Origin of the sequence: Streptomyces sp. NPDC058335 (assembly GCF_042723915.1) — a bacterium.
Classification (GTDB): Bacteria; Actinomycetota; Actinomycetes; order Streptomycetales; family Streptomycetaceae; genus Streptomyces.
In genome coordinates this window covers 1-19,828 of record NZ_JBHXHX010000013.1, presented here as the reverse complement: position 1 = coordinate 19,828, position 19,828 = coordinate 1, and the positions used below count along the sequence as shown (strand labels likewise).

At 70.2% G+C, this 19,828-nt stretch carries 13 protein-coding genes and 1 tRNA gene; 2 read left to right on the top strand and 12 right to left on the bottom strand.

Annotation, left to right across the window (positions count from 1 at the left end):
* Positions 1–32: 32 nt before the first annotated feature.
* Positions 33–797 (top strand): SDR family NAD(P)-dependent oxidoreductase, encoded by a 765-nt coding sequence (locus ACFWJX_RS24940; RefSeq protein WP_383247151.1) that lies wholly within the window; start codon positions 33–35, stop codon positions 795–797.
* A 67-nt stretch (positions 798–864) separates the two neighbouring features.
* Here the strand turns inward: ACFWJX_RS24940 and ACFWJX_RS24935 are convergent, their stop codons facing one another.
* From ACFWJX_RS24935 to ACFWJX_RS24890, 10 genes are all read right to left on the bottom strand, one after another.
* Complete coding sequence (locus ACFWJX_RS24935) at positions 865–1,122, bottom strand: hypothetical protein (RefSeq protein WP_383247148.1); 258 nt, start codon at positions 1,120–1,122, stop codon at positions 865–867.
* Between the two features lie 99 nt (positions 1,123–1,221).
* Positions 1,222–1,692 carry a Dps family protein gene (locus tag ACFWJX_RS24930; protein WP_383247145.1) on the bottom strand — a complete coding sequence of 157 codons (471 nt, stop codon included), beginning with the start codon at positions 1,690–1,692 and terminating at the stop codon, positions 1,222–1,224.
* Between the two features lie 237 nt (positions 1,693–1,929).
* On the bottom strand, positions 1,930–2,310 hold the full coding sequence (locus ACFWJX_RS24925) for a helix-turn-helix domain-containing protein (protein WP_383247143.1): 381 nt from the start codon (positions 2,308–2,310) through the stop codon (positions 1,930–1,932).
* Positions 2,311–2,419: 109 nt separating this feature from the next.
* Positions 2,420–2,965: a CinA family protein gene (locus ACFWJX_RS24920; RefSeq protein WP_383247141.1), complete on the bottom strand. Its 546-nt coding sequence runs from the start codon at positions 2,963–2,965 to the stop codon at positions 2,420–2,422.
* Positions 2,962–3,735 carry a CDP-diacylglycerol--glycerol-3-phosphate 3-phosphatidyltransferase gene (pgsA, locus tag ACFWJX_RS24915; RefSeq protein ID WP_383247138.1) on the bottom strand — a complete coding sequence of 258 codons (774 nt, stop codon included), beginning with the start codon at positions 3,733–3,735 and terminating at the stop codon, positions 2,962–2,964. Before pgsA ends, ACFWJX_RS24920 begins: the two co-directional genes overlap by 4 nt.
* Complete coding sequence (rimO, locus tag ACFWJX_RS24910; protein WP_383247135.1) at positions 3,732–5,204, bottom strand: 30S ribosomal protein S12 methylthiotransferase RimO; 1,473 nt, start codon at positions 5,202–5,204, stop codon at positions 3,732–3,734. The genes pgsA and rimO overlap by 4 nt, the downstream gene beginning before the upstream one ends.
* A 123-nt stretch (positions 5,205–5,327) precedes the next feature.
* On the bottom strand, positions 5,328–6,161 hold the full coding sequence (locus ACFWJX_RS24905; RefSeq protein ID WP_383247132.1) for a helix-turn-helix domain-containing protein: 834 nt from the start codon (positions 6,159–6,161) through the stop codon (positions 5,328–5,330).
* Between the two features lie 257 nt (positions 6,162–6,418).
* Entirely contained in the window at positions 6,419–9,139 is a 2,721-nt protein-coding gene (locus ACFWJX_RS24900) for a DNA translocase FtsK (protein WP_383247129.1), read from the bottom strand.
* Positions 9,140–9,294: 155 nt separating this feature from the next.
* Positions 9,295–9,981, bottom strand: coding sequence for a two-component system response regulator (locus ACFWJX_RS24895; RefSeq protein ID WP_252547314.1), 687 nt, complete (start codon positions 9,979–9,981; stop codon positions 9,295–9,297).
* A gap of 244 nt (positions 9,982–10,225) precedes the next feature.
* Complete coding sequence (locus ACFWJX_RS24890; RefSeq protein WP_383247126.1) at positions 10,226–15,691, bottom strand: HAMP domain-containing protein; 5,466 nt, start codon at positions 15,689–15,691, stop codon at positions 10,226–10,228.
* 325 nt (positions 15,692–16,016) lie between these two features.
* Here ACFWJX_RS24890 and ACFWJX_RS24885 point away from each other — a divergent pair, with 325 nt between their 5' ends.
* Entirely contained in the window at positions 16,017–18,755 is a 2,739-nt protein-coding gene (locus tag ACFWJX_RS24885) for a SpoIIE family protein phosphatase (RefSeq protein ID WP_383247123.1), read from the top strand.
* 68 nt (positions 18,756–18,823) lie between these two features.
* Here the strand turns inward: ACFWJX_RS24885 and ACFWJX_RS24880 are convergent.
* A tRNA-Thr gene (locus ACFWJX_RS24880) sits at positions 18,824–18,899 on the bottom strand.
* 75 nt (positions 18,900–18,974) lie between these two features.
* The gene (locus ACFWJX_RS24875) at positions 18,975–19,637 is read right to left on the bottom strand and encodes a DegT/DnrJ/EryC1/StrS family aminotransferase (RefSeq protein WP_383247715.1); all 663 of its coding nucleotides are present in this window, start codon (positions 19,635–19,637) and stop codon (positions 18,975–18,977) included.
* Between the last annotated feature and the right edge of the window lie 191 nt (positions 19,638–19,828).

Below are 19,828 nucleotides of genomic sequence, written 5' to 3'. Positions count from 1 at the left end.
CGGACCGTCAGAAACCCTCGTACCGTCCCCTCATGGGCGTGAAGGCGTACGACCTCACCGGGCGGACCGCGTTCGTCACCGGCGCCGCCGGCGGCATCGGCCGCGCCTGTGCCGTGCTGCTCGCCGAGGCCGGCGCCACCGTGCACGGCGCCGACCGCGACGCCCGGGGCCTGCACGAGACGGCGACCCTCATCAAGGGCCGGGGCGGCACGGCCCGCACGCACCACCTGGACGTCACCGACCGCGCCGAGCTGCGCCGGGCCGTGGGCTCCTGCGAACGCCTGCACATCATGGCCGCCGTCGCCGGCATCATGCACAGCAGCCCGGTCCTGGAGACCCGCGACGAGGACCTGGACCGCGTCCTGGCCGTCAACTTCAAGGGCGTCCTGTACGCCTGCCAGGAGGCGGCCCGCCTGATGCTCGCGCACCACACCCGCGGCAGCATCATCACCATGGCCTCGGGCGCGGTCGACACCGGCGGCCCCGGCCTCCTCTGCTACGGCGTCGCCAAGGCCGCCGTGGTCCAGCTGACGAAGACCCTGGCGACCGAGGTCGGCCCCCACGGCATCCGTGTCAACGCCGTCGCCCCGGGCTGGATCCGCACCCCCATGACCGACCGCCACGACACCGACGCACAGGCACACACCGAGGCCCGCATGTCCCGCATGTCCCCGCTGGGCCGCGTCGGCGAACCGGAGGACGTCGCCCACACCGTGCTCCACCTGGCCTCGGACGCGTCAGCCTTCACCACGGGCCAGATCCTCCGCCCGAACGGCGGCGTGGCCATGCCCTGGTAGTGCCGGCGCCCGACGCGACATCCACAAGCCGGCCGGACACACCACGGGACGACGACGCCGACCCGCCTCACAGAGAGCCGCCCCCGCCCTCACCCCGCCCCCGCTCCCCCCGCCAAGCAGCCCCCCAGCGCCCCGCCGCGACCGCCCCCACGGCTCGCGACTTGGCCACACAGTGCACCGGAAGCAGACTCAGCCCCCACCCACCGGCCGCGACGGCCCCCTCCAGCACCCCGGCATCAGGCGCCACGGCAAGCCGCACCGCGGCCCACCACCACACGACCCCGAGCACCAGCGCGGCCCCCCGGCGCGCTGTCGGTCCCGCCATGGCCGTCACCTCCAGCGCACCGCCGACACCCCCGTCAGCCCGCCCACGCCGACGCCGGACGGCCGCCACCGTCCCGGCCGCCCCCGAACGCCCCCTCCCTCACGCACTCTCCGCCTGAAACATCCAGTGCTGCTTCTCCAGATCTCCCGTGATCCCGATGAAGATGTCCTGGCTCACAGGATCGGCCTCCCCCGTTGCCGCCACGCGTTCCCGCATCCGGGTGATCACCGCCCCCAGTGCCGTCACCAGCACCCCTACCGCGTCGGTGTCCTTGACCCACCCCTCAGGCGCCACGGAGATCCCGCTCGCGCCGGCGACCGTCACCGCCCGCCCGTCCGGTGAGACGCCCAGCGACGAGGCCCGCTCCGCCACGGTGTCGGAGTGCGTGCGCGCGATGTCCACGACCTCGTCGAGCTGGAGGTGGACCGACCGGAACCGTGGCCCGACGACGTTCCAGTGCACCTGCTTGGCGACCAGCGACAGGTCGATCAGATCGACCAGCGCGCCTTGCAGGGCCTCGGACACGGTGGCCAGGTCCGCGTCGGACAGAGGGCTCTTCACGACGTACATCCGTACCTCCGGGGCGATCGACTCCCGACATGCCCCTCCACGATGACGGCAGCCCCGAACCCCAGCAAACGGACCCGGAGGCCCTGGACGGGTCGGCCCTGCGCAAAAACCCCGACCGCACCTCTCCGGATCTCCCGGAGAAGCCCCGGCCGGGGCCTCACAGTTGCCGTACGCCTACACGTACTCGCACCCGTCCTTACACGTACTCGTCGGTCGACACACCCAGCCAGGGGCACATCACGCGGCGACCACGTCCACCGCCTCGGCGGGCGCCTTGATGGTCACCCGCTCCGGTGGCACGCCGGTCACCGACACGGAACCCAGCATCGGACGAACCGACGCCGGTACAGGCCCACTGTGGGTGGCCGCAGCCGACTGAGCCAGCTCGGCGAGGGCGAGCTCGTCGCTCACTTCCCGCATGAGCTCGGACATCCGTACGTCCAGCGCGTCGCAGATGGCGGCGAGCAGCTCGGAGGAAGCCTCCTTCTGCCCCCGCTCCACCTCGGAGAGATAGCCGAGCGAGACTCGGGCGGACGAGGAGACTTCGCGCAGAGTACGGCCCTGGCGCTGGCGCTGCCGACGCAGCACGTCACCCAACAGGCGACGGAGCAGAATCATCGGTGGCTCCCTCCTCGGACCGCGTAGCCGCATCCTTCACGCCCCACCGTACCGCCTTGCGCTGCGGCCGTGCGGGGAGCGATGTCGTGTTCACTCAGGGCTGCAAACATCAAAACCCCCCGTTCTGTTCCGTATCCTGTGCCCGCTCATTCCCGGTCTGTTCGCCCGCGAGCTCTCTCAGGAGCACTGCGAGTACGCTCCGTACACTCTCTCTACGAATTTCCGCCCGGCTGCCGTTCAACCGCAGGGCCTCCACTTTTCCGCCAGAGGCGGAACCGGCATCCGCACCCGACGGACCCTCCACGGCGACGAAGACCGTCCCGACGGGCTGCCCGTCCTGGGCGTCGGGGCCGGCGACTCCGGTGGTCGCGATGCCCCAGTCGGCGCCCAGCGCCCTGCGCACACCGGCCGCCATCTGGGCCGCCACCTGCGCGTCCACGGCTCCGCGCGCGGCCAGCAGGCCCGCGTCCACGCCGAGCAGTTCGTGCTTGAGCGCGGTGGCGTACGCCGTGACCGATCCCCGGAACGCCTGGGACGCCCCGGGCACCGAAGTGATCTCCGCCGCCACCAGACCACCCGTCAGCGACTCGGCCACGGCGAGCGTCTCGCCCCTCACCGTCAGTAGTCGCACCACGTCGGTGGCCGGGGAACTCATGCTTCCGTCGCTCCCGAAGCCGCCCGGCGCTCGGCGATCCCCTGCCTGCGCAGCACAATGGCCTGTCTCACATAGTCGAGCCCGGTCACCACGGTCAGCACGACCGCCGCGGCCATCACCCACCAGCGCAGGGTGGCCAGCCAGCCGGTGAGCGCCAGGATGTACATCCCGACGGCCACGCCCTGGATGAGCGTCTTCAGCTTGCCGCCCCGGCTCGCCGGGATGACGCCGTACCGGATGACCACGAAGCGCAGCAGGGTGATCCCGAGTTCCCGGCCGAGGATGACGCCCGTCACCCACCACGGCAGGTCGCCGAGCGCGGAGAGGCAGATCAGGGCCGCCCCCATGATCGCCTTGTCGGCGATCGGGTCGGCGATCTTCCCGAAGTCGGTGACGAGGTTGTAGGTCCGCGCCAGATGCCCGTCGAACAGGTCGGTGATCATGGCGACGGCGAAGGCCGCCCAGGCGAACGCGCGCCACGCCGGGTCGTACCCGCCGTCGGCCAGCATCAGGGCGACGAAGCCGGGCACCAGGATCAGCCGGAGCATGGTCAGCAGATTGGCGACGTTCCAGACGCTGGCCTGGTTGACGGCCGCGGCGGCGATCTTCGCGCCCCGTGCGGGGCGCAGGGTCCCCTGCTCGTCCATGGCGGCGCCGGTGACGTCGGAGCCCGTCTCCGGAGCGGCCCCCGAGGCGCCGGGGGCCGGGCTCGTGGCCGCCCCCTTCGCCCTTGAGGAGCCTCCCGCGGCCGATGCCGGGACACCCGTCATCTGTCCGCCTCCTCACTACACCCGATCGAGCCCTGGAGGGGCTCGGCCACCAGGTCGACACCTTCCGTACCGACCACCTTCGCCTCGACCATACGACCGACGCTCAGGCCTGCGCCGCTCGTGAGCAGCACCTGGCCGTCGGTCTCGGGCGCCTGATGGGCCGCACGGCCGTACACGCCCTCGACGGGGTCCACCGACTCCACGAGCACGTGCAGGCTCTCGCCCAGCCGCTCCTCGGCACGCTGCGAGACGAGTTCCTCGGCGAGCCGGGAGATCCGCGCGAGCCGCTCGGCGACGACGTCCTCGTGAAGCTTGTTCTCGTACGTCGCTGCCTCGGTGCCGTCCTCGTCGGAGTACCCGAAGACACCGATGGCGTCCAGTCGCGCGTGGTTCAGGAACCGCTCCAGCTCGGCCAGGTCGGCCTCGGACTCGCCGGGGAAGCCGACGATGAAGTTGGAGCGCACACCTGCCTCGGGCGCCTTGCTCCGGATGGTGTGGAGCAGTTCGAGGAAGCGGTCGGTGTCGCCGAAGCGGCGCATCGCGCGCAGCACGTCGGGCGCGGAGTGCTGGAAGGACAGGTCGAAGTAGGGGGCGATCTTCGGCGTGGAGGTCAGCACGTCGATCAGGCCGGGCCGCATCTCGGCGGGCTGGAGGTAGCTGACGCGCACCCGCTCCAGGCCGTCGACCTCCGCCAGTTCGGGCAGCAGCGACTCCAGCAGCCGGATGTCGCCGAGGTCCTTGCCGTAGGAGGTGTTGTTCTCGGAGACCAGCATGATCTCCTTGACGCCCTGCTCGGCCAGCCACCGCGTCTCGTTCAGCACGTCGCTCGGGCGGCGGGAGATGAAGGAACCGCGGAAGGACGGGATGGCACAGAAGGAGCAGCGCCGGTCGCAGCCGGAGGCGAGCTTGACGGAGGCGACCGGGGTGCCGTCGAGCCGGCGACGCAGGGGCGCGCGGGGTCCGGAGGCCGGAGCGAGCCCGTCCGGAAGGTCTGCCGGAGCGTGCCCCGGAAGGGCCACCGAGCCGGCCGACTCCTGCCGCTCCGCGGGGCTGATCGGCAGCAGCTTGCGCCGGTCGCGCGGGGTGTGGGAGGCGTGGATGCCGCCGTTGAGGATGGTCTGGAGGCGGTCGGAGATGTCGGCGTAGTCGTCGAATCCGAGTACGCCGTCGGCCTCCGGGAGTGCCTCGGCCAGGTCCTTGCCGTAGCGCTCGGCCATGCAGCCCACCGCCACGACGGCCTGGGTTCGGCCATGCCCCTTGAGGTCGTTGGCCTCCAGGAGGGCGTCGACGGAGTCCTTCTTGGCGGCGTCGACGAAGCCACAGGTGTTGACGACGGCGACGTCCGCGTCCTCGGCGTCCTCCACGAGCTGCCAGCCGTCCGCCTCCAAACGGCCTGCGAGCTCCTCCGAGTCCACCTCGTTACGGGCGCAGCCAAGGGTGACGAGTGCGACGGTACGGCGTTCAGGCATGGGCTCAAGACTACTTTGTCTGACTGACACCCCATGTCGACGGGGTTGGCGATCTTCAGGGGGCGCGCCGAAGGGGCCGGCGATGACCGCCGACCCCTTGCGAAACCCGGACTCCGCCCGGCCTCAGCCGGCCTTCGGGTCGCCCTTGGTGTACGTCAGCCGCTCCACGGCGCCCGGCTGGAAGTCGTCGTCGATCTTCTTGCCGTTGACGTGCAGCTCCACCGCCCCCGCGTCGCCGAGGACGAGGTTGACCTTCTCGCTGTCCTGGAAGGTCTGCGACTCGCCCTGCTTGAGCAGTCCGTCGAAGAGCATCCGGCCGTTGTGGTCCTTGGCGAAGATCCAGCTCTTGCCGTCGGTGGCCGTGACCTGGACGGTCACCTTGTCCTGCGGAGCCGCCGCGATGGCGCTGTCGGAAGGCTCCGGCGTCTCGTCGACGGGCTTCTCGGTCTTCGGCGTCGGCGTGGCGGGCGCGCTGGTCGACGGGGTGGTTCCGTCGGCGACGTCGGTCGTGCCGTCGTCGCCCTTGAACGCCGTGAATCCGACGAAGCCGACCACGGCGACGATCGCCGCGACCATGGCCGCGGTCCAGTTCGGCCCGCGCCGCTCGGGGCGGATACGTTCCGCCTCGAACATGGGTGCGGCCGGGGTCGGCGCCGGGCGTCCGCCGTGGGCGGCGTCGTACTGCTCCATCAGCGGGGCGGGGTCGAGGTGGACGGCCCTGGCCAGGGTCCGGATGTGACCGCGCGCGTAGACGTCGCCGCCGCAGGGCGCGAAGTCGTCCGCTTCGATGGAGTGCACGATGGCGATGCGGACCCGGGTGGCGGTACTGACGTCGTCGACGGTGAGCCCGGCCGCGATGCGGGCCTGCTGGAGGGCTCGGCCGATGGAGGGGTGGGCTGCCTCGGAAACGTCTTCGAACGGACGCTCGTCTTCAGGGGAGTTGCTGCCGATGGACACGGGGGCGCCTTTCGAGCGTATAGCCACCTGTGCTGGAGGTTCAGTCTAGGGGGGGTGCGAAAGGGAGGGGCAACCGGGCGGTGGGACTTTGTACGCCATCGGTATGGCCGGACACGCCGATGACGGGCCAGGTACGACTCCCGGGCGGGACCCGCACCTGTGCGCTCGCTCAACTGGACGTACGACGAGGGGAAACGGTTGCCCGCCGCTCTCTAACGGGTGAGTCACGGACGCCCGCCGTCCCCACGGAGAAACGTCTACTCTTCAGGCTCCCCGCGGATCACGGCGAGCACTCCGTCCAACTCGTCGGGTTTCACCAGAACGTCACGTGCCTTCGATCCCTCGCTCGGGCCGACGATGTTCCGCGACTCCATGAGGTCCATCAGCCGGCCCGCCTTGGCGAAACCGACGCGCAGTTTGCGCTGGAGCATCGAGGTCGACCCGAACTGGGTGGAGACGACCAGTTCGGCCGCCTGGCACAGCAGGTCGAGGTCGTCGCCGATGTCCTCGTCGATCTCTTTCTTCTGCTTGGTGCCCACGGTGACGTCGTCCCGGAAGACGGGCGCCATCTGATCCTTGCAGTGCTGCACGATCACCGCGACCTCGGCCTCGGTGACGAACGCGCCCTGCATACGCGTCGGCTTGTTCGCGCCCATCGGCAGGAACAGTCCGTCACCCTTGCCGATCAGTTTCTCGGCGCCGGGCTGGTCGAGGATGACCCGCGAGTCGGCGAGCGAGGAGGTGGCGAAGGCGAGCCGCGAAGGCACGTTCGCCTTGATCAGACCGGTCACCACGTCCACCGACGGCCGCTGCGTGGCCAGCACCAGATGGATGCCGGCCGCGCGCGCGAGCTGCGTGATCCGCACGATCGAGTCCTCGACGTCGCGCGGCGCGACCATCATCAGGTCGGCCAGCTCGTCGACGATCACCAGCAGATACGGATACGGCTGGAGCTCGCGCTCACTGCCCTCGGGCTTCTTGACGGTCCCCTCCCGCACCGCGCGGTTGAAGTCGTCGATGTGCCGGTAGCCGTACGCCGCCAGGTCGTCGTACCGGAGGTCCATCTCGCGTACGACCCACTGGAGCGCCTCGGCAGCCCGCTTGGGGTTGGTGATGATGGGCGTGATCAGGTGCGGGATGCCCTCGTAGGCGGTCAGCTCGACGCGCTTGGGGTCGACCAGGATCATCCGGACGTCCTCCGGGGTCGCCCGCATCATGACCGAGGTGATCAGACAGTTGATGCAGGACGACTTGCCGGACCCGGTGGCGCCGGCGACCAGTATGTGCGGCATCTTCGCCAGCGAGTGCATGACATAGCCGCCCTCGACGTCCTTGCCGAAGGCGACCAGCATCGGATCGTCGTCCTCGGCGGACTCGGCCAGCCGGAGCACATCGCCGAGGTTGACCATCTCGCGGTCGGTGTTCGGGATCTCGATGCCGACCGCCGACTTCCCGGGGATCGGCGAGATGATCCGCACGTCCGGGCTGGCGACGGCGTACGCGATGTTCTTCGTCAGGGCGGTGATCCGCTCGACCTTCACCGCCGGGCCGAGTTCCACCTCGTAGCGGGTGACTGTCGGACCGCGGGTGAAGCCGGTGACGGCGGCGTCGACCTTGAACTCCGAGAAGACGGTGGTGAGCGAGGCGACCACCGCGTCGTTGGCGGCGCTGCGCACCTTGCCGGGGCCGCCACGCGTGAGCAGGTCGAGCGAGGGCAGCGCGTAGGTGATGTCCCCGGACAGCTGGAGCTGCTCGGCGCGCGACGGCAGTTCGCGCGGCGCCTCGGGAGCCGCCTTGGTCAGGTCGGGGACGGCGCCGGCCTTGAGCTTCTCCTGCTTGGGCCGGCCTGCCGGGGCCGGGACGGGCGTCGGCGTGGTGGACTCGCGGTCGCCGACGCTCACGCCCTGGGTGAGGTCGGCGACGATCCGAGAGGGCGGCATGCCGTGCAGCACGGCCCCGTCGAGGTCGGCCGCGGCGGCCGCCGCGATGTCGACGGCGTCCATCCGCCGGTCCATCGCGGGCTGCGGCACGGCCGAGCGCCGGGGGCGGCCGCGGCGCCGGTTGAGGGCCTCCTGCTCCACGCTGTCGGGGTCGAAGGCCTCGGGGGCGCTCGAGCGGCGCCGGGGGCGCGCGGGCAGCGCCTCGCGCCACTGCTCGTCGTAGCGCGCCTCGTCGTCGCCGAACTCGTCGTACTCCTCGGCCGCCGGATCGCGCACCACGCCGAGGCGCACCCCGAGCTGCCGCAGCCGCTGCGGGACGGCGTTGACGGGCGTCGCGGTGACCACCAGCAGCCCGAAGATCGTGAGCAGCACGAGCAGCGGTACGGCGAGGACCTCGCCCATGGTGTACGTCAGCGGGGTCGCCGCGGACCAGCCGATGAGACCGCCGGCGTCCCTTATCGCCTGCATGCCGTCGCTGCGGGCGGGCGAACCGCAGGCGATGTGGACCTGCCCGAGCACGCCGATGAGCAGCGCGGACAGACCGATCACGATGCGGCCGTTGGCCTCGGGCTTCTCCGGGTGCCGGACGAACCGTACGGCGATGACGGCGAGCAGGATCGGCACGAGCAGGTCGAGGCGGCCGAAGGAGCCGGTCACCAGGATCTCGACGAGGTCGCCGACCGGGCCGCGCAGATCGGCCCAGGTCCCCGCGGCGACGATCAGCGCGAGGCCGAACAGCAGCAGCGCGACGCCGTCCTTGCGGTGGGCGGGGTCGAGGTTCTTGGCGCCGTTCCCTATGCCGCGGAACACCGCGCCGACGGCGTGCGCCAGGCCCAGCCAGACGGCGCGTACGAGCCGGTAGATGCCCCCGGTGGGACTGGGGGCCGGTTTGGGCGCGGGCTTGTTGGCCGCGGCTTTCCGGGCGGGCGCCTTCTTCGCCGGGGCCTTTTTGGCGGCGGCCTTCTTCGCCGGAGCCTTCGCGGGAGCGGCCGCCTTCTTGGCGGGCTGCTTCTTGGCTGCGGAGGGACGTGAGGCCATGGTGTGAGGTTACCGGGGGAGACGACAGCGGACACGTGTGACCGCTGCTTCACCCGTTCGTGTCGCTCCCAGGGAGGCGCGGAACTGACGCGCGCCCCCGTACGGCTGACACATGCTCACGCACAACTCCGGCCGCGGCACGTGCTTGTTCCGGTTCAGCTCTGCGACGTCACGGAGGGCGGGCCGCTTCCGGTGCCGGGCTCCAGCGCGTCCAGCGCCCGGCGCAGACCGGTGAGTTTGCGCTCCAGGTGCGCCGCGGTGGCCACCGCCGCCGCGTCCGCCGACTCGTCGTCGAGCTGCTTGGAGAGGGCCTCGGCCTGCTCCTCGACGGCCGCGAGCCGCGCGGACAGCTCGGCCAGCAGCCCTGGCGACTCCTTGGCGCCGTCGGCCGCCGCCTTGCCTCCGCCGCCCTCCAACTGGAGCCGCAGCAAGGCCGCCTGCTCCCGCAACTGGCAGTTCTTCATGTACAGCTCGACGAAGACCGAGACCTTCGCGCGCAGCACCCACGGATCGAACGGCTTGGAGATGTAGTCGACCGCACCCGCCGCGTACCCGCGGAAGGTGTGGTGCGGGCCGTGGTTGATCGCCGTGAGGAAGATGATCGGGATGTCCCGAGTCCGTTCTCGCCGCTTGATGTGCGCGGCCGTTTCGAAACCGTCCATTCCCGGCATCTGGACGTCCAGCAGAATGACCGCGAAGTCGTCCGTCAGCAGTGCTTTGAGCGCCTCTTCCCCGGACGATGCCCGCACCAGCGTCTGATCGAGCGCAGAGAGGATCGCCTCCAGCGCCAGCAGATTCTCCGGCCGGTCATCGACCAGGAGGATCTTGGCCTTCTGCACCATGGCCCGCCCTCCTCGCCCCGGCAGTGCACCGGGCGCCGCCCCTGGGGACGACTCCTTTGCGCCGCCCTTCCCTGTGCCGGTCATGGTAGCCGCACCCCGACCGTCGCCACACCCTGTCACCGTGATGTCACTGTGCACGTAGCAGGAACGCGGCGGAAGACCAGAAGGTTCCCCGAATCCCGCCCCACTACACGCCTTCGGACACCGTGAGTCAGCAACTCCCGGTGCACCCGGACGGTTCCCGTCACTCGGCGCGCATCCACTGGGCCATCACCGCCAGCAGGTGATCGGGGTCGACCGGCTTGGTGACGTAGTCGGAGGCACCCGACTCGATCGCCTTCTCCCGGTCGCCCTTCATCGCCTTCGCGGTGAGCGCGATGATCGGCAGACCCGAGAACTGCGGCATCCGGCGGATCGCCGTGGTCGTCGCATACCCGTCCATCTCCGGCATCATGATGTCCATCAGGACGACCGCCACGTCCTCGTGCTGCTCCAGGACCTCGATGCCCTCACGGCCGTTCTCCGCGTACAGCACGGACAGCCCGTGCTGCTCCAGGACGCTGGTCAGCGCGAACACATTGCGGATGTCGTCGTCGACGATCAGCACCTTCTCCCCGCCGAACCGGATGCCCCGCGCCCCCTGCGGCGCCGCCTCCTGCCGCACCGGCGCCCACTGCTCGGGCCGGCCGACCTGCGGCTCGCTCCCGGCCGTGGACCGGCGCCGGCGCCGGAACAGGGCCGCCGGACCGTTCTGCGCGTCCTGGTACGACCTCACCTCGGCCGGCGTCTGGATCTGCGCCCCCGACAGCTCCGACCGCTCCCGCTTCCCGCTCTCGGACGCCACCAGGTCGCCCGCCTCCAACTGGGGCACGACCTGCTGGTAGCCCTGCGGCGGCAGCTCGCTCGGGTGCAGCGGCAGATACAGCGTGAACGTCGAGCCACGCCCCGGCTCGCTCTGGGCGTAGATCTCACCGCCGAGCAGCTGCGCGATCTCCCGCGAGATCGACAGCCCGAGGCCGGTACCGCCGTACTTGCGACTGGTGGTGCCGTCGGCCTGCTTGAACGCCTCGAAGATCACCCGCATCTTGCTGGCCGCGATTCCGATCCCCGTGTCGGTCACCGAGAACGCGATCAGCGGCGCGTCCGCGTCGGCCAGCGAACCGGCCTCCAGCAGCTGCTCCCGGATCGCCGCCGGTACGTCCGCCCCGGCCGGCCGGATGACCAGCTCCACCGAACCGGAGTCGGTGAACTTCACCGCGTTGGACAACAGGTTGCGCAGCACCTGGAGGAGCCGCTGCTCGTCGGTGTGCAGCGTGGCCGGCAGCTCCGGCGACACCCGCACGGACAGGTCCAGGCCCTTCTCCGCGGTGAGCGGGCGGAAGGTGGCCTCCACGTAGTCCACGAGCTGCACCAGCGCGATGCGCGTCGGGGAGACGTCCATCTTGCCCGCCTCGACCTTCGACAGATCGAGGATGTCGTTGATCAGCTGGAGCAGGTCGGAACCGGCCCCGTGGATCGTCTCGGCGAACTCGACCTGCTTCGGCGAAAGGTTCCCCTCGGCGTTGTCCGCGAGCAGCTTGGCCAGGATCAGCAGCGAGTTGAGCGGCGTACGCAGCTCGTGCGACATGTTGGCGAGGAACTCGCTCTTGTAGCGCATCGACACCGCGAGCTGCTCGGCCCGCTCCTCCAGGACCTGCCGCGCCTCCTCGATCTCGGTGTTCTTCACCTCGATGTCCCGGTTCTGCCGGGCCAACAGCTCCGCCTTCTCCTCCAGTTCGGCGTTGGACGCCTGGAGGGCCTTCTGCCGCTGCTCCAACTCCGCCGACCGCTCCCGCAGTTGCTCGGTCAGCTCCTGCGACTGCTTCAGCAGCTGCTCCGTCTTGGTGTTGACGGAGATGGTGTTGACGCTGGTTGCGATCATCTCGGCGAGCTGGTTGAGGAAGTCCCGCTGGATCTGCGTGAACGGCGTGAAGGACGCCAGCTCGATCACCCCGAGCACCTGGCCCTCGAACAGCACCGGCAGCACGATCACCTGCGCCGGCGGCGCCTCCCCGAGCCCCGAGGAGATCTTCAGATAGCCGCTCGGCGCGTTGGAGACGAGGATCGTCCGCTTCTCCTCCGCCGCCGTGCCCACCAGCGCCTCACCCGGCCGGAACGAGGTCGGCATCGACCCCATCGAATAGCCGTACGAGCCCAGCATCCGCAGCTCGTAGTGCTCGTCGGCGCCGTCGGCCGGCGGCATCGCCAGGAAGAACGCGCCGTGCTGCGCGGCCACCAGCGGCGGCAGCTCGCTCATGATCAGCGAGGCCACGTCCTCCAGGTCGCGCCGGCCCTGCATCAGCGCGGACACGCGCGCGAGGTTGCCCTTGAGCCAGTCCTGCTCCTTGTTGGCGATCGTCGTGTCGCGCAGGTTGGCGATCATCTTGTTGATGTAGTCCTGGAGTTCCTGGATCTCCCCGGACGCGTCCACGTCGATCTTCAGGTTCAGGTCGCCCCGCGTCACCGCGGTCGCCACGCGCGCGATGGCACGCACCTGCCGGGTCAGGTTCCCGGCCATCTCGTTCACCGATTCGGTGAGGTCCCGCCAGGTGCCGTCGACGTCACGCACGCGTGCCTGGCCGCCGAGCTGCCCCTCGGTGCCCACCTCACGGGCGACCCGGGTGACCTCCTCGGCGAACGACGACAGCTGGTCGACCATCGTGTTGATGGTCGTCTTCAGCTCGAGGATCTCCCCACGCGCGTCGATGTCGATCTTCTTCGTCAGGTCACCCTTGGCGATGGCCGTCGTGACCATGGCGATGTTGCGCACCTGGCCGGTCAGGTTGGACGCCATCTGGTTCACCGACTCGGTGAGGTCCTTCCACGTGCCCGCCACACCGGGTACGTGCGCCTGCCCGCCGAGGATGCCGTCCGTACCCACCTCACGGGCCACCTTGGTGACCTGGTCGGCGAACGAGCTCAGCGTCTTCACCATGGTGTTGAAGGTGTCGGCGAGCTGCGCGACCTCCCCGCGCGCCTCGATCGTCACCGTCCGCGTCAGGTCACCGTTGGCGACGGCTGCCGCGACCTGGGAGATGTTGCGCACCTGCATGGTCAGGTTCTTGGCCATCAGGTTGACGTTGCCGCTGAGGTCCTTCCAGATGCCCGTGATACCCGGCACGTGTGCCTGGCCGCCCAGGATGCCCTCGGTGCCCACCTCGCGGGCCACCCGGGTCACCTGCTCGGCGAACGACGACAGCTGGTCCACCATCGTGTTGACGGTGGTCACGAGCTCGAGGATCTCGCCCTTGGCGTCGACGGTGATCTTCTTCGACAGGTCGCCCTTGGCGACCGCGGTCGTGACCTCGGCGATCTGACGCACCTGGATGGTCAGGTTGTTCGCCATGAAGTTCACGGACTGCGTGAGGTCCTTCCAGGTGCCGGAGACACCCTGCACCTCGGCCTGACCACCGAGCTGCCCCTCCGTACCCACCTCACGGGCCACACGCGTGACCTCCTGGGCGAACGACGACAGCTGGTCGACCATCGTGTTCAGGGTGTTCTTCAGCTCCAGGATCTCCCCGCGCGCGTCCACGGTGATCTTCTGGGAGAGGTCACCGCGGGCCACGGCGGTGGCGACCTGAGCGATGTTGCGCACCTGCGCGGTGAGGTTGCCGGCCATGCCGTTCACCGAGTCCGTCAGGTCACGCCACACACCGGCCACACCCGGCACCTGCGCCTGCCCGCCGAGCTGCCCGGCGGTGCCCACCTCGCGCGCCACCCGGGTCACCTGGTCGGCGAAGGCGGAGAGCTGGTCGACCATCGTGTTGATGGTGTTCTTCAGCTCGAGGATCTCGCCGCGCGCGTCGACGTCGATCTTCTGGGAGAGATCGCCCCGGGCCACGGCCGTCGTCACCTGCGCGATGTTGCGCACCTGCGAGGTCAGGTTCCCGGCCATCGAGTTGACGGAGTCGGTGAGTTCCTTCCACGTACCGGACACGCCGTCCACCCGGGCCTGGCCGCCGAGCCGGCCCTCGGTGCCCACGTCCCGGGCCATCCGCGTCACCTGGTCGGCGAACGACGACAGCTGGTCCACCATCGTGTTCACGGTGTTCTTCAGCTGGGCCATCTCACCGGACACGTCCACGGTGACCTTCTGCGACAGATCGCCGTTGGCCACCGCCGTCGTCACCTGGGCGATGTTCCTCACCTGTCCGGTGAGATTCCTGAACGCCGTGTTGACGGAGTCCGTCAGGTCCTTCCACGTCCCGGCCGCGCCCGACACCTGCGCCTGACCGCCCAGCTCACCCTCGACACCGATCTCCCGCGCCACCCGCGTGACCTCGGCACCGAAGGCCGACAGCTGGTCGACCATCCCGTTGACGGTGTTCTTCAGCTCCAGCATCTCGCCGGCCACGTCCACCGTGACCTTCTGCGACAGGTCTCCGTTGGCCACCGCCGTCGTCACCGCCGCGATGTCCCGCACCTGCGTGGTGAGGTTACGGAACACGGTGTTGACCGAGTCGGTGAGGTCCTTCCACGTGCCCGCCGCGCCCGGCACGTTCGCCTGACCGCCCAGCTGACCCGCCGCACCGACCTCGTTGGCCACCCGGGTGACCTCGTCCGCGAAGGTCCGCAGCGTCTCGGTCATCTGGTTGATCGTGTCGGCGAGCTGAGCGACCTCGCCGCGCGCCGACACCGTCACCTTCTGCGACAGGTCGCCGTTGGCGACCGCCGTGGTGACCTCCGCGATCCCGCGCACCTGGGCCGTGAGGTTTCCGGCCATGGTGTTCACAGAATCGGTGAGTTCTTTCCACACACCGTCGACGCCGGACACCCGCGCCTGGCCGCCGAGGATGCCCTCGGTGCCCACCTCACGGGCCACCCGGGTCACCTCGGACGAGAACGCCGAGAGCTGGTCCACCATCGTGTTGACGGTGTTCTTCAGCTCCAGCATCTCGCCTTCGACATGCACGGTGACCTTGCGTGACAGATCGCCCTTGGCCACTGCCGTCGTCACCAGCGCGATGTCGCGCACCTGCGCCGTCAGCCGCTCCGCCATCGTGTTGACGGACTCCGTCAGGTCCTTCCAGGAACCCGACATACCGCGCACCTGGGCCTGTCCGCCCAGCTTGCCCTCGGTGCCCACCTCACTGGCCACGCGCGTGACCTCGTCGGTGAACGTCGACAACTGGTCGACCAGGTTGTTGACCGTCCGCCCGACCTTCAGGAACTCCCCGCGCAGCGGATGCCCGGTCCCCTCCGGAGTGTGCGTCCGCAGCTCCATCCGCGGCGACAGATCACCCTCGGCCACCGCCGACAGCACCCGCCCGACCTCGGAAACCGGCCGTACGAGGTCGTCGACCAGCGCGTTCGAGTTGTCGATGGCGGTCGCCCAGGAGCCCTCGCAGGCACCCGTCTCCAGCCGCTCGGTGAGCTTTCCCTCACGCCCGACCATGCGCCGTACCCGCGACAGCTCACCCGTGAGATGCAGATTGCGGTCGGCCACCTCGTTGAAGACGGCGGCGATCTCCGACATCACGCCGTCGCCGGACACCGTGAGCCGCTTGCGGAAGTTCCCCTCCCGCATCGAGACCAGGGCAGCCAGCAGCCGGTTCAGGGCCGCGGTGTCCACCGTGGTGGTCCCGCTTCGGGGTGAGCGCTGCCTGCTCAGGGTCTGTCCGCCTTTCGCGCGCGCCTTCGTGCCCCGCGTCGCTGCGCCAGACTCCACGTTGTCCCTCCCGGAGGGGTCGACCGTCGTACTGCCGATGTAATCAGGCAGGCCCAAGAGGCTGCTGCCCGGCGAACACACAAGACACCCAGTCTGCCGGACCTTGGCAAGAAACCTGCCCAGTGTTTCATCCCCGCCGAACCCGGCCATAACAGTTCGGCAGCTTCCGCACACCGTCCGCACACGCTGAGGCGGAAACACAGCTGACCGGCATCCGCAAGGGTGGGGAAGGTAAGTAACCTTGCATGCGGCTGTCCAGCCACGCCGGTCCGTCCGGCCTGGGCGGTGGCACGAGCACGAGCGGGCATCGGAGGGCGGCCGCAACATGACCACCGGACTGATCCCGGGGGGACAGCCCCCGGACCCCCGGCCGACGAGCGCGTTTCCGCCGCACCAGCGACGCGAGCAGGACAGCCGGGAAGAAGCCCAGCATGTCGACGACCGGCCGAGGAGTTCTGTGATCACCGCGCGCGCGGCTGCCAGCTTCGAGCCCGTCGGGCGATCCGTGGCGACCGCCCGCGCGTTCGTCCGCGACACCCTCCAGGGCTGGGGTTACGCCGACATCATCGACGACGCCGTCGTCCTGACGAGCGAACTGGTGACGAACGCGGTCGTCCACGCGGGAACCCACGCCGACCTCCTGTGCCTGCGCCACGAGGACGGCGTACGGATCGAGGTCGCCGACCGCTACCCGGAGCGCGAGATCCCCCTCCAGGGGTCCCTCGCCACCATGGGCAGCCCCGACCGCGAGGGCGGCCGCGGCCTCCAGCTGTGCGCGGCCATCGCCGCCCGCTGGGGCGTCGACTACACGCCCACCCACAAGACCGTCTGGTTCCAGCTCGACCTGCCCGACCGCCCGGTGGGCACCCGCACCGCCGGCCCCGCGCTCCCCGCCGAACTGCTGCCGCTCGCCGACAGCCGCGTCCGCGTCGCCGTCGTCCAGATCGACCGCACCGGCGCCATCTCGGCGTGGAACGAGGACGCCGAGGAACTCTTCGGCTACCCGGCCGACCAGGTCGTCAGCAAGCCGCTCACCGACCTCGCGGCCTGGCCGCACACCCCCGGCACCAGCACCGGCATCGTCGAGGCACTCCAGCTCTCCCGCTGGGAGGGCAGCTACGGCATCCGCGGCGCCAACGGCCGTGTGACCCCGGTGTACGCCTCCCACCTGCGCGTCCGCGACACCGAGGGCGACCCCTCCACGGTCTGCCTCCTGGTCCGCGACCACGAACGCGCGGTGCTCCAGTCACCGACACGCGTCCCCGCCACCGACGGCCCCGCCGACGGCCAGAGCACGGACCCCTTCGAGGTCTTCATCGGCTCTCCCGCCCCCGACGACCTCGACGGCCTCCTCCAGCGCACAGTCGAACGCGCCCGCGACATGCTCGACGGCGACTCCGCCTTCCTGCTGCTGGCGACGGACGACGAGACGGAGCTGGAGGTCCGCGCCTCCACGGGCCTGCCCTCGGCCCGCCAGCGCTTCGCCCGCGTCCCCGTCGAGGCAGGGCCCGGCCGCTACAGCTCCGCCCGCATGCCGGCCGTCCACGAGGACCTCCTCGCCGTGCCCGGCGCGGTCCCTCTGCTCAACGGCACCGGCATGCGCTCGGTCGTCACGGTCCCGCTGAAGGTCGAGGGCCGCCTCACCGGCTCGCTGGGCGTCGCGGCCGAGGGACCGGGCCGCTACTCCAACGAGGAGGCCCTGCGCCTCCAGTTCGCCGCGGACCGCATCGCGCTGGCCGTCGAGTCGGCCCGCCTCGGCGAGCTGGAGCGACTGCGCCGCGGCTCCCTCAGCTTCCTCGTCGAGGCCTCCGACCTGCTGGCCGGCACCCTCGACCGCGACCAGACCCTGGCCCTGATGGCCCAGATGACGGTCCCGACCCTCGCCACCTGGTGCGCGGTCTACACGATCGCCGACCAGGCCTCCGACCCGTATCTCTCCTACGTCCTGCACGAGGACGAGGAACTCATCGACGGCATCAAGTCGTTGCTGTCGAAGATCGCTCCGCCGGACCCGGTACCCACCCCGGGCGCCCGCGTCTGGTCGGCCCCCGGCGAGGCGGCGCACGACGCGGCCCTGCGCAGCTCCATGCGCACCCTCGGCCTGACCGGCGGCCCGACCCACCAGATGTCCTCGGGCATCGGCCCCACCCTCGCCACGGCGTCCGCGGTGGGCGGCGAGACCGTCGTCCTGCCCCTGGTCGCCCGCAACCGCGTCATCGGCATGCTGACCCTCGGCAAGCCCACCGACGAGCACTTCCGCCAGGAGATCCTGGAGCTGGCCGAGGACCTGAGCCGCAGAGCGGCCCTCGCCCTCGACAACGCCCGCCTCTACTCAGAGCGCACGGCCATCAGCCAGTCCCTCCAGCGCAGCCTCCTGCCCCCCGACCTCCCCGACATCGACGGCGTCGAGGTCGAGGTCATCTACCGCGCGGCCGGCGAGGGCAACGAGGTCGGCGGCGACTTCTACGACCTCTTCCCGATCAGCGACGGCGCCTACGGCTTCGCGATCGGCGACGTCTGCGGCACCGGCCCGCACGCGGCGGCGGTGACGGGCCTCGCCCGGCACGCGCTGCGCCTGCTGGCGAGGGAGGGCCTCAGCGGCCCGGCGGTCCTGGAGCGCCTCAACTCGGCGATCCTCGACGAGGGCGCCCGCAGCCGCTTCCTGACCCTCCTCTACGGCGAGATGCGGCCGCAGCCGGACGGCAGCGCGGAGTTGAAGGTGGTCTGCGCCGGTCACCCCCTCCCCCTGCGTCTGCGCCAGGACGGCACGGTCGAGCCGGCCGCCGATCCCCAGCCGCTCCTCGGTGTCATGGAAGACCTGGAGCTGTACGAGCAGACGGTCGTCCTCGACCCCGGCGATGTCCTGCTCTGTGTCACGGACGGCGTCACCGAGCGCCGTGAGGGCACCCGCATGCTGGGCGACGACGGCCTCGCCGACGTGCTCACCGCCTGCACGGGCCTGACTGCGGGCGCGGTCGCGGCCCGCATCATGCGCGCGGTGGAACGCTTCGCGTCGGACGCCCCGTCCGACGACATGGCAATCCTCGCGATGCGCGTGGCATGAGTCAGGCGGAAGGAACCCGTCAGAACGAAGAATCCCCCCGCCCGGAAGGGCGAGGGGATTCTTTGTTCTGGAGCCCCCAAACGGAATCGAACCGTTGACCTTCTCCTTACCATGGAGACGCTCTGCCGACTGAGCTATGGGGGCCAGTTACTTATCGGGGTTTCCCCCGCGGCAACGGAATAGAGCATACCCCGAACGGAGCCGTGTTCCCAAACTCTGTCAGAAGGCGGGCTGAAGCAGTCCGCCGAGGGCATTGCAGGCGGAGACTATCCGCTGCATGTCCCGCTTTGTCAGCGAGGCGTGGACCGGCAGCGCCAGCGTCTCGTCGGCGGCCAGCTCGGTCTGCGGCAGCGACACGTACCGCCGGAACTCGGGCAGCCGGTGCAGCGGTGTCTTCACCGGCACCCGGCAGTCGACTCCCCTGCCCCGCAAGGCTCGTGCGAACGCGTCCCGGTCGGGTCGGCCGTTCCCCGGCACCCGGACCACGTACTGCTGATAGGTGTGCCCGTCCCCACCGTCGGGCGTCCGCACGCCGCGCAGCCGCACGTCGAGGTAGGCGGCCCGCTCCCGCCGCTGCGCCACCTCGTCGTACGGCGCCTCGGACTCCCCCTCCTCCAGCACCAACAGCCCATGCCGCTGCCCGAGTTCATACAGCCGCCCGATATCGGCCGGCCGCCCGAACCGGTGTACGGCAACTACGGCCGCCGTCCGCGGAGTTATCGCTGTGTGGACAGCCTCCGCATCGAGGCAGTAGGTCACCGGATCCACGTCGGCGAAGGAGGGAAACGCACCGGCCCGGGTGACCGCTTCGGCGACTTCGACGTTGCTGAACGCCGGCACGATCACCTCGTCACCGAGTCCGACGCCCGCGGCCCTGAGCATTGCAGCAGTACCCATGCGATGGATGCTGGGCGCGGGACATGAACGTCAAGTGACCGGAAACAAAAAAGGGTTGGGCCCTGAACCGAAGTTCAGGGCCCCCACCATTTAAAAAATTTTATGGGGGGGTCGAAGATCCCACACCGTGCCCCCCGCAGATACAAAGGCGCAGTTTTGGATTTATTTCGGGGTGG

What these genes read in the sequence shown, in the direction of transcription:
- ACFWJX_RS24930 (WP_383247145.1), bottom strand. Translation starts at nt 1,692, where the DNA reads ATGTACGTCGTGAAGAGCCCTCTGTCCGACGCGGACCTGGCCACCGTG.
- pgsA (WP_383247138.1), bottom strand. Translation starts at nt 3,735, where the DNA reads ATGACGGGTGTCCCGGCATCGGCCGCGGGAGGCTCCTCAAGGGCGAAG.
- ACFWJX_RS24940 (WP_383247151.1), top strand. Translation starts at nt 33, where the DNA reads ATGGGCGTGAAGGCGTACGACCTCACCGGGCGGACCGCGTTCGTCACC.
- ACFWJX_RS24925 (WP_383247143.1), bottom strand. Translation starts at nt 2,310, where the DNA reads ATGATTCTGCTCCGTCGCCTGTTGGGTGACGTGCTGCGTCGGCAGCGC.
- ACFWJX_RS24935 (WP_383247148.1), bottom strand. Translation starts at nt 1,122, where the DNA reads ATGGCGGGACCGACAGCGCGCCGGGGGGCCGCGCTGGTGCTCGGGGTC.
- ACFWJX_RS24895 (WP_252547314.1), bottom strand. Translation starts at nt 9,981, where the DNA reads ATGGTGCAGAAGGCCAAGATCCTCCTGGTCGATGACCGGCCGGAGAAT.
- ACFWJX_RS24920 (WP_383247141.1), bottom strand. Translation starts at nt 2,965, where the DNA reads ATGAGTTCCCCGGCCACCGACGTGGTGCGACTACTGACGGTGAGGGGC.
- ACFWJX_RS24900 (WP_383247129.1), bottom strand. Translation starts at nt 9,139, where the DNA reads ATGGCCTCACGTCCCTCCGCAGCCAAGAAGCAGCCCGCCAAGAAGGCG.
- ACFWJX_RS24875 (WP_383247715.1), bottom strand. Translation starts at nt 19,637, where the DNA reads ATGCTCAGGGCCGCGGGCGTCGGACTCGGTGACGAGGTGATCGTGCCG.
- rimO (WP_383247135.1), bottom strand. Translation starts at nt 5,204, where the DNA reads ATGCCTGAACGCCGTACCGTCGCACTCGTCACCCTTGGCTGCGCCCGT.
- ACFWJX_RS24885 (WP_383247123.1), top strand. Translation starts at nt 16,017, where the DNA reads ATGACCACCGGACTGATCCCGGGGGGACAGCCCCCGGACCCCCGGCCG.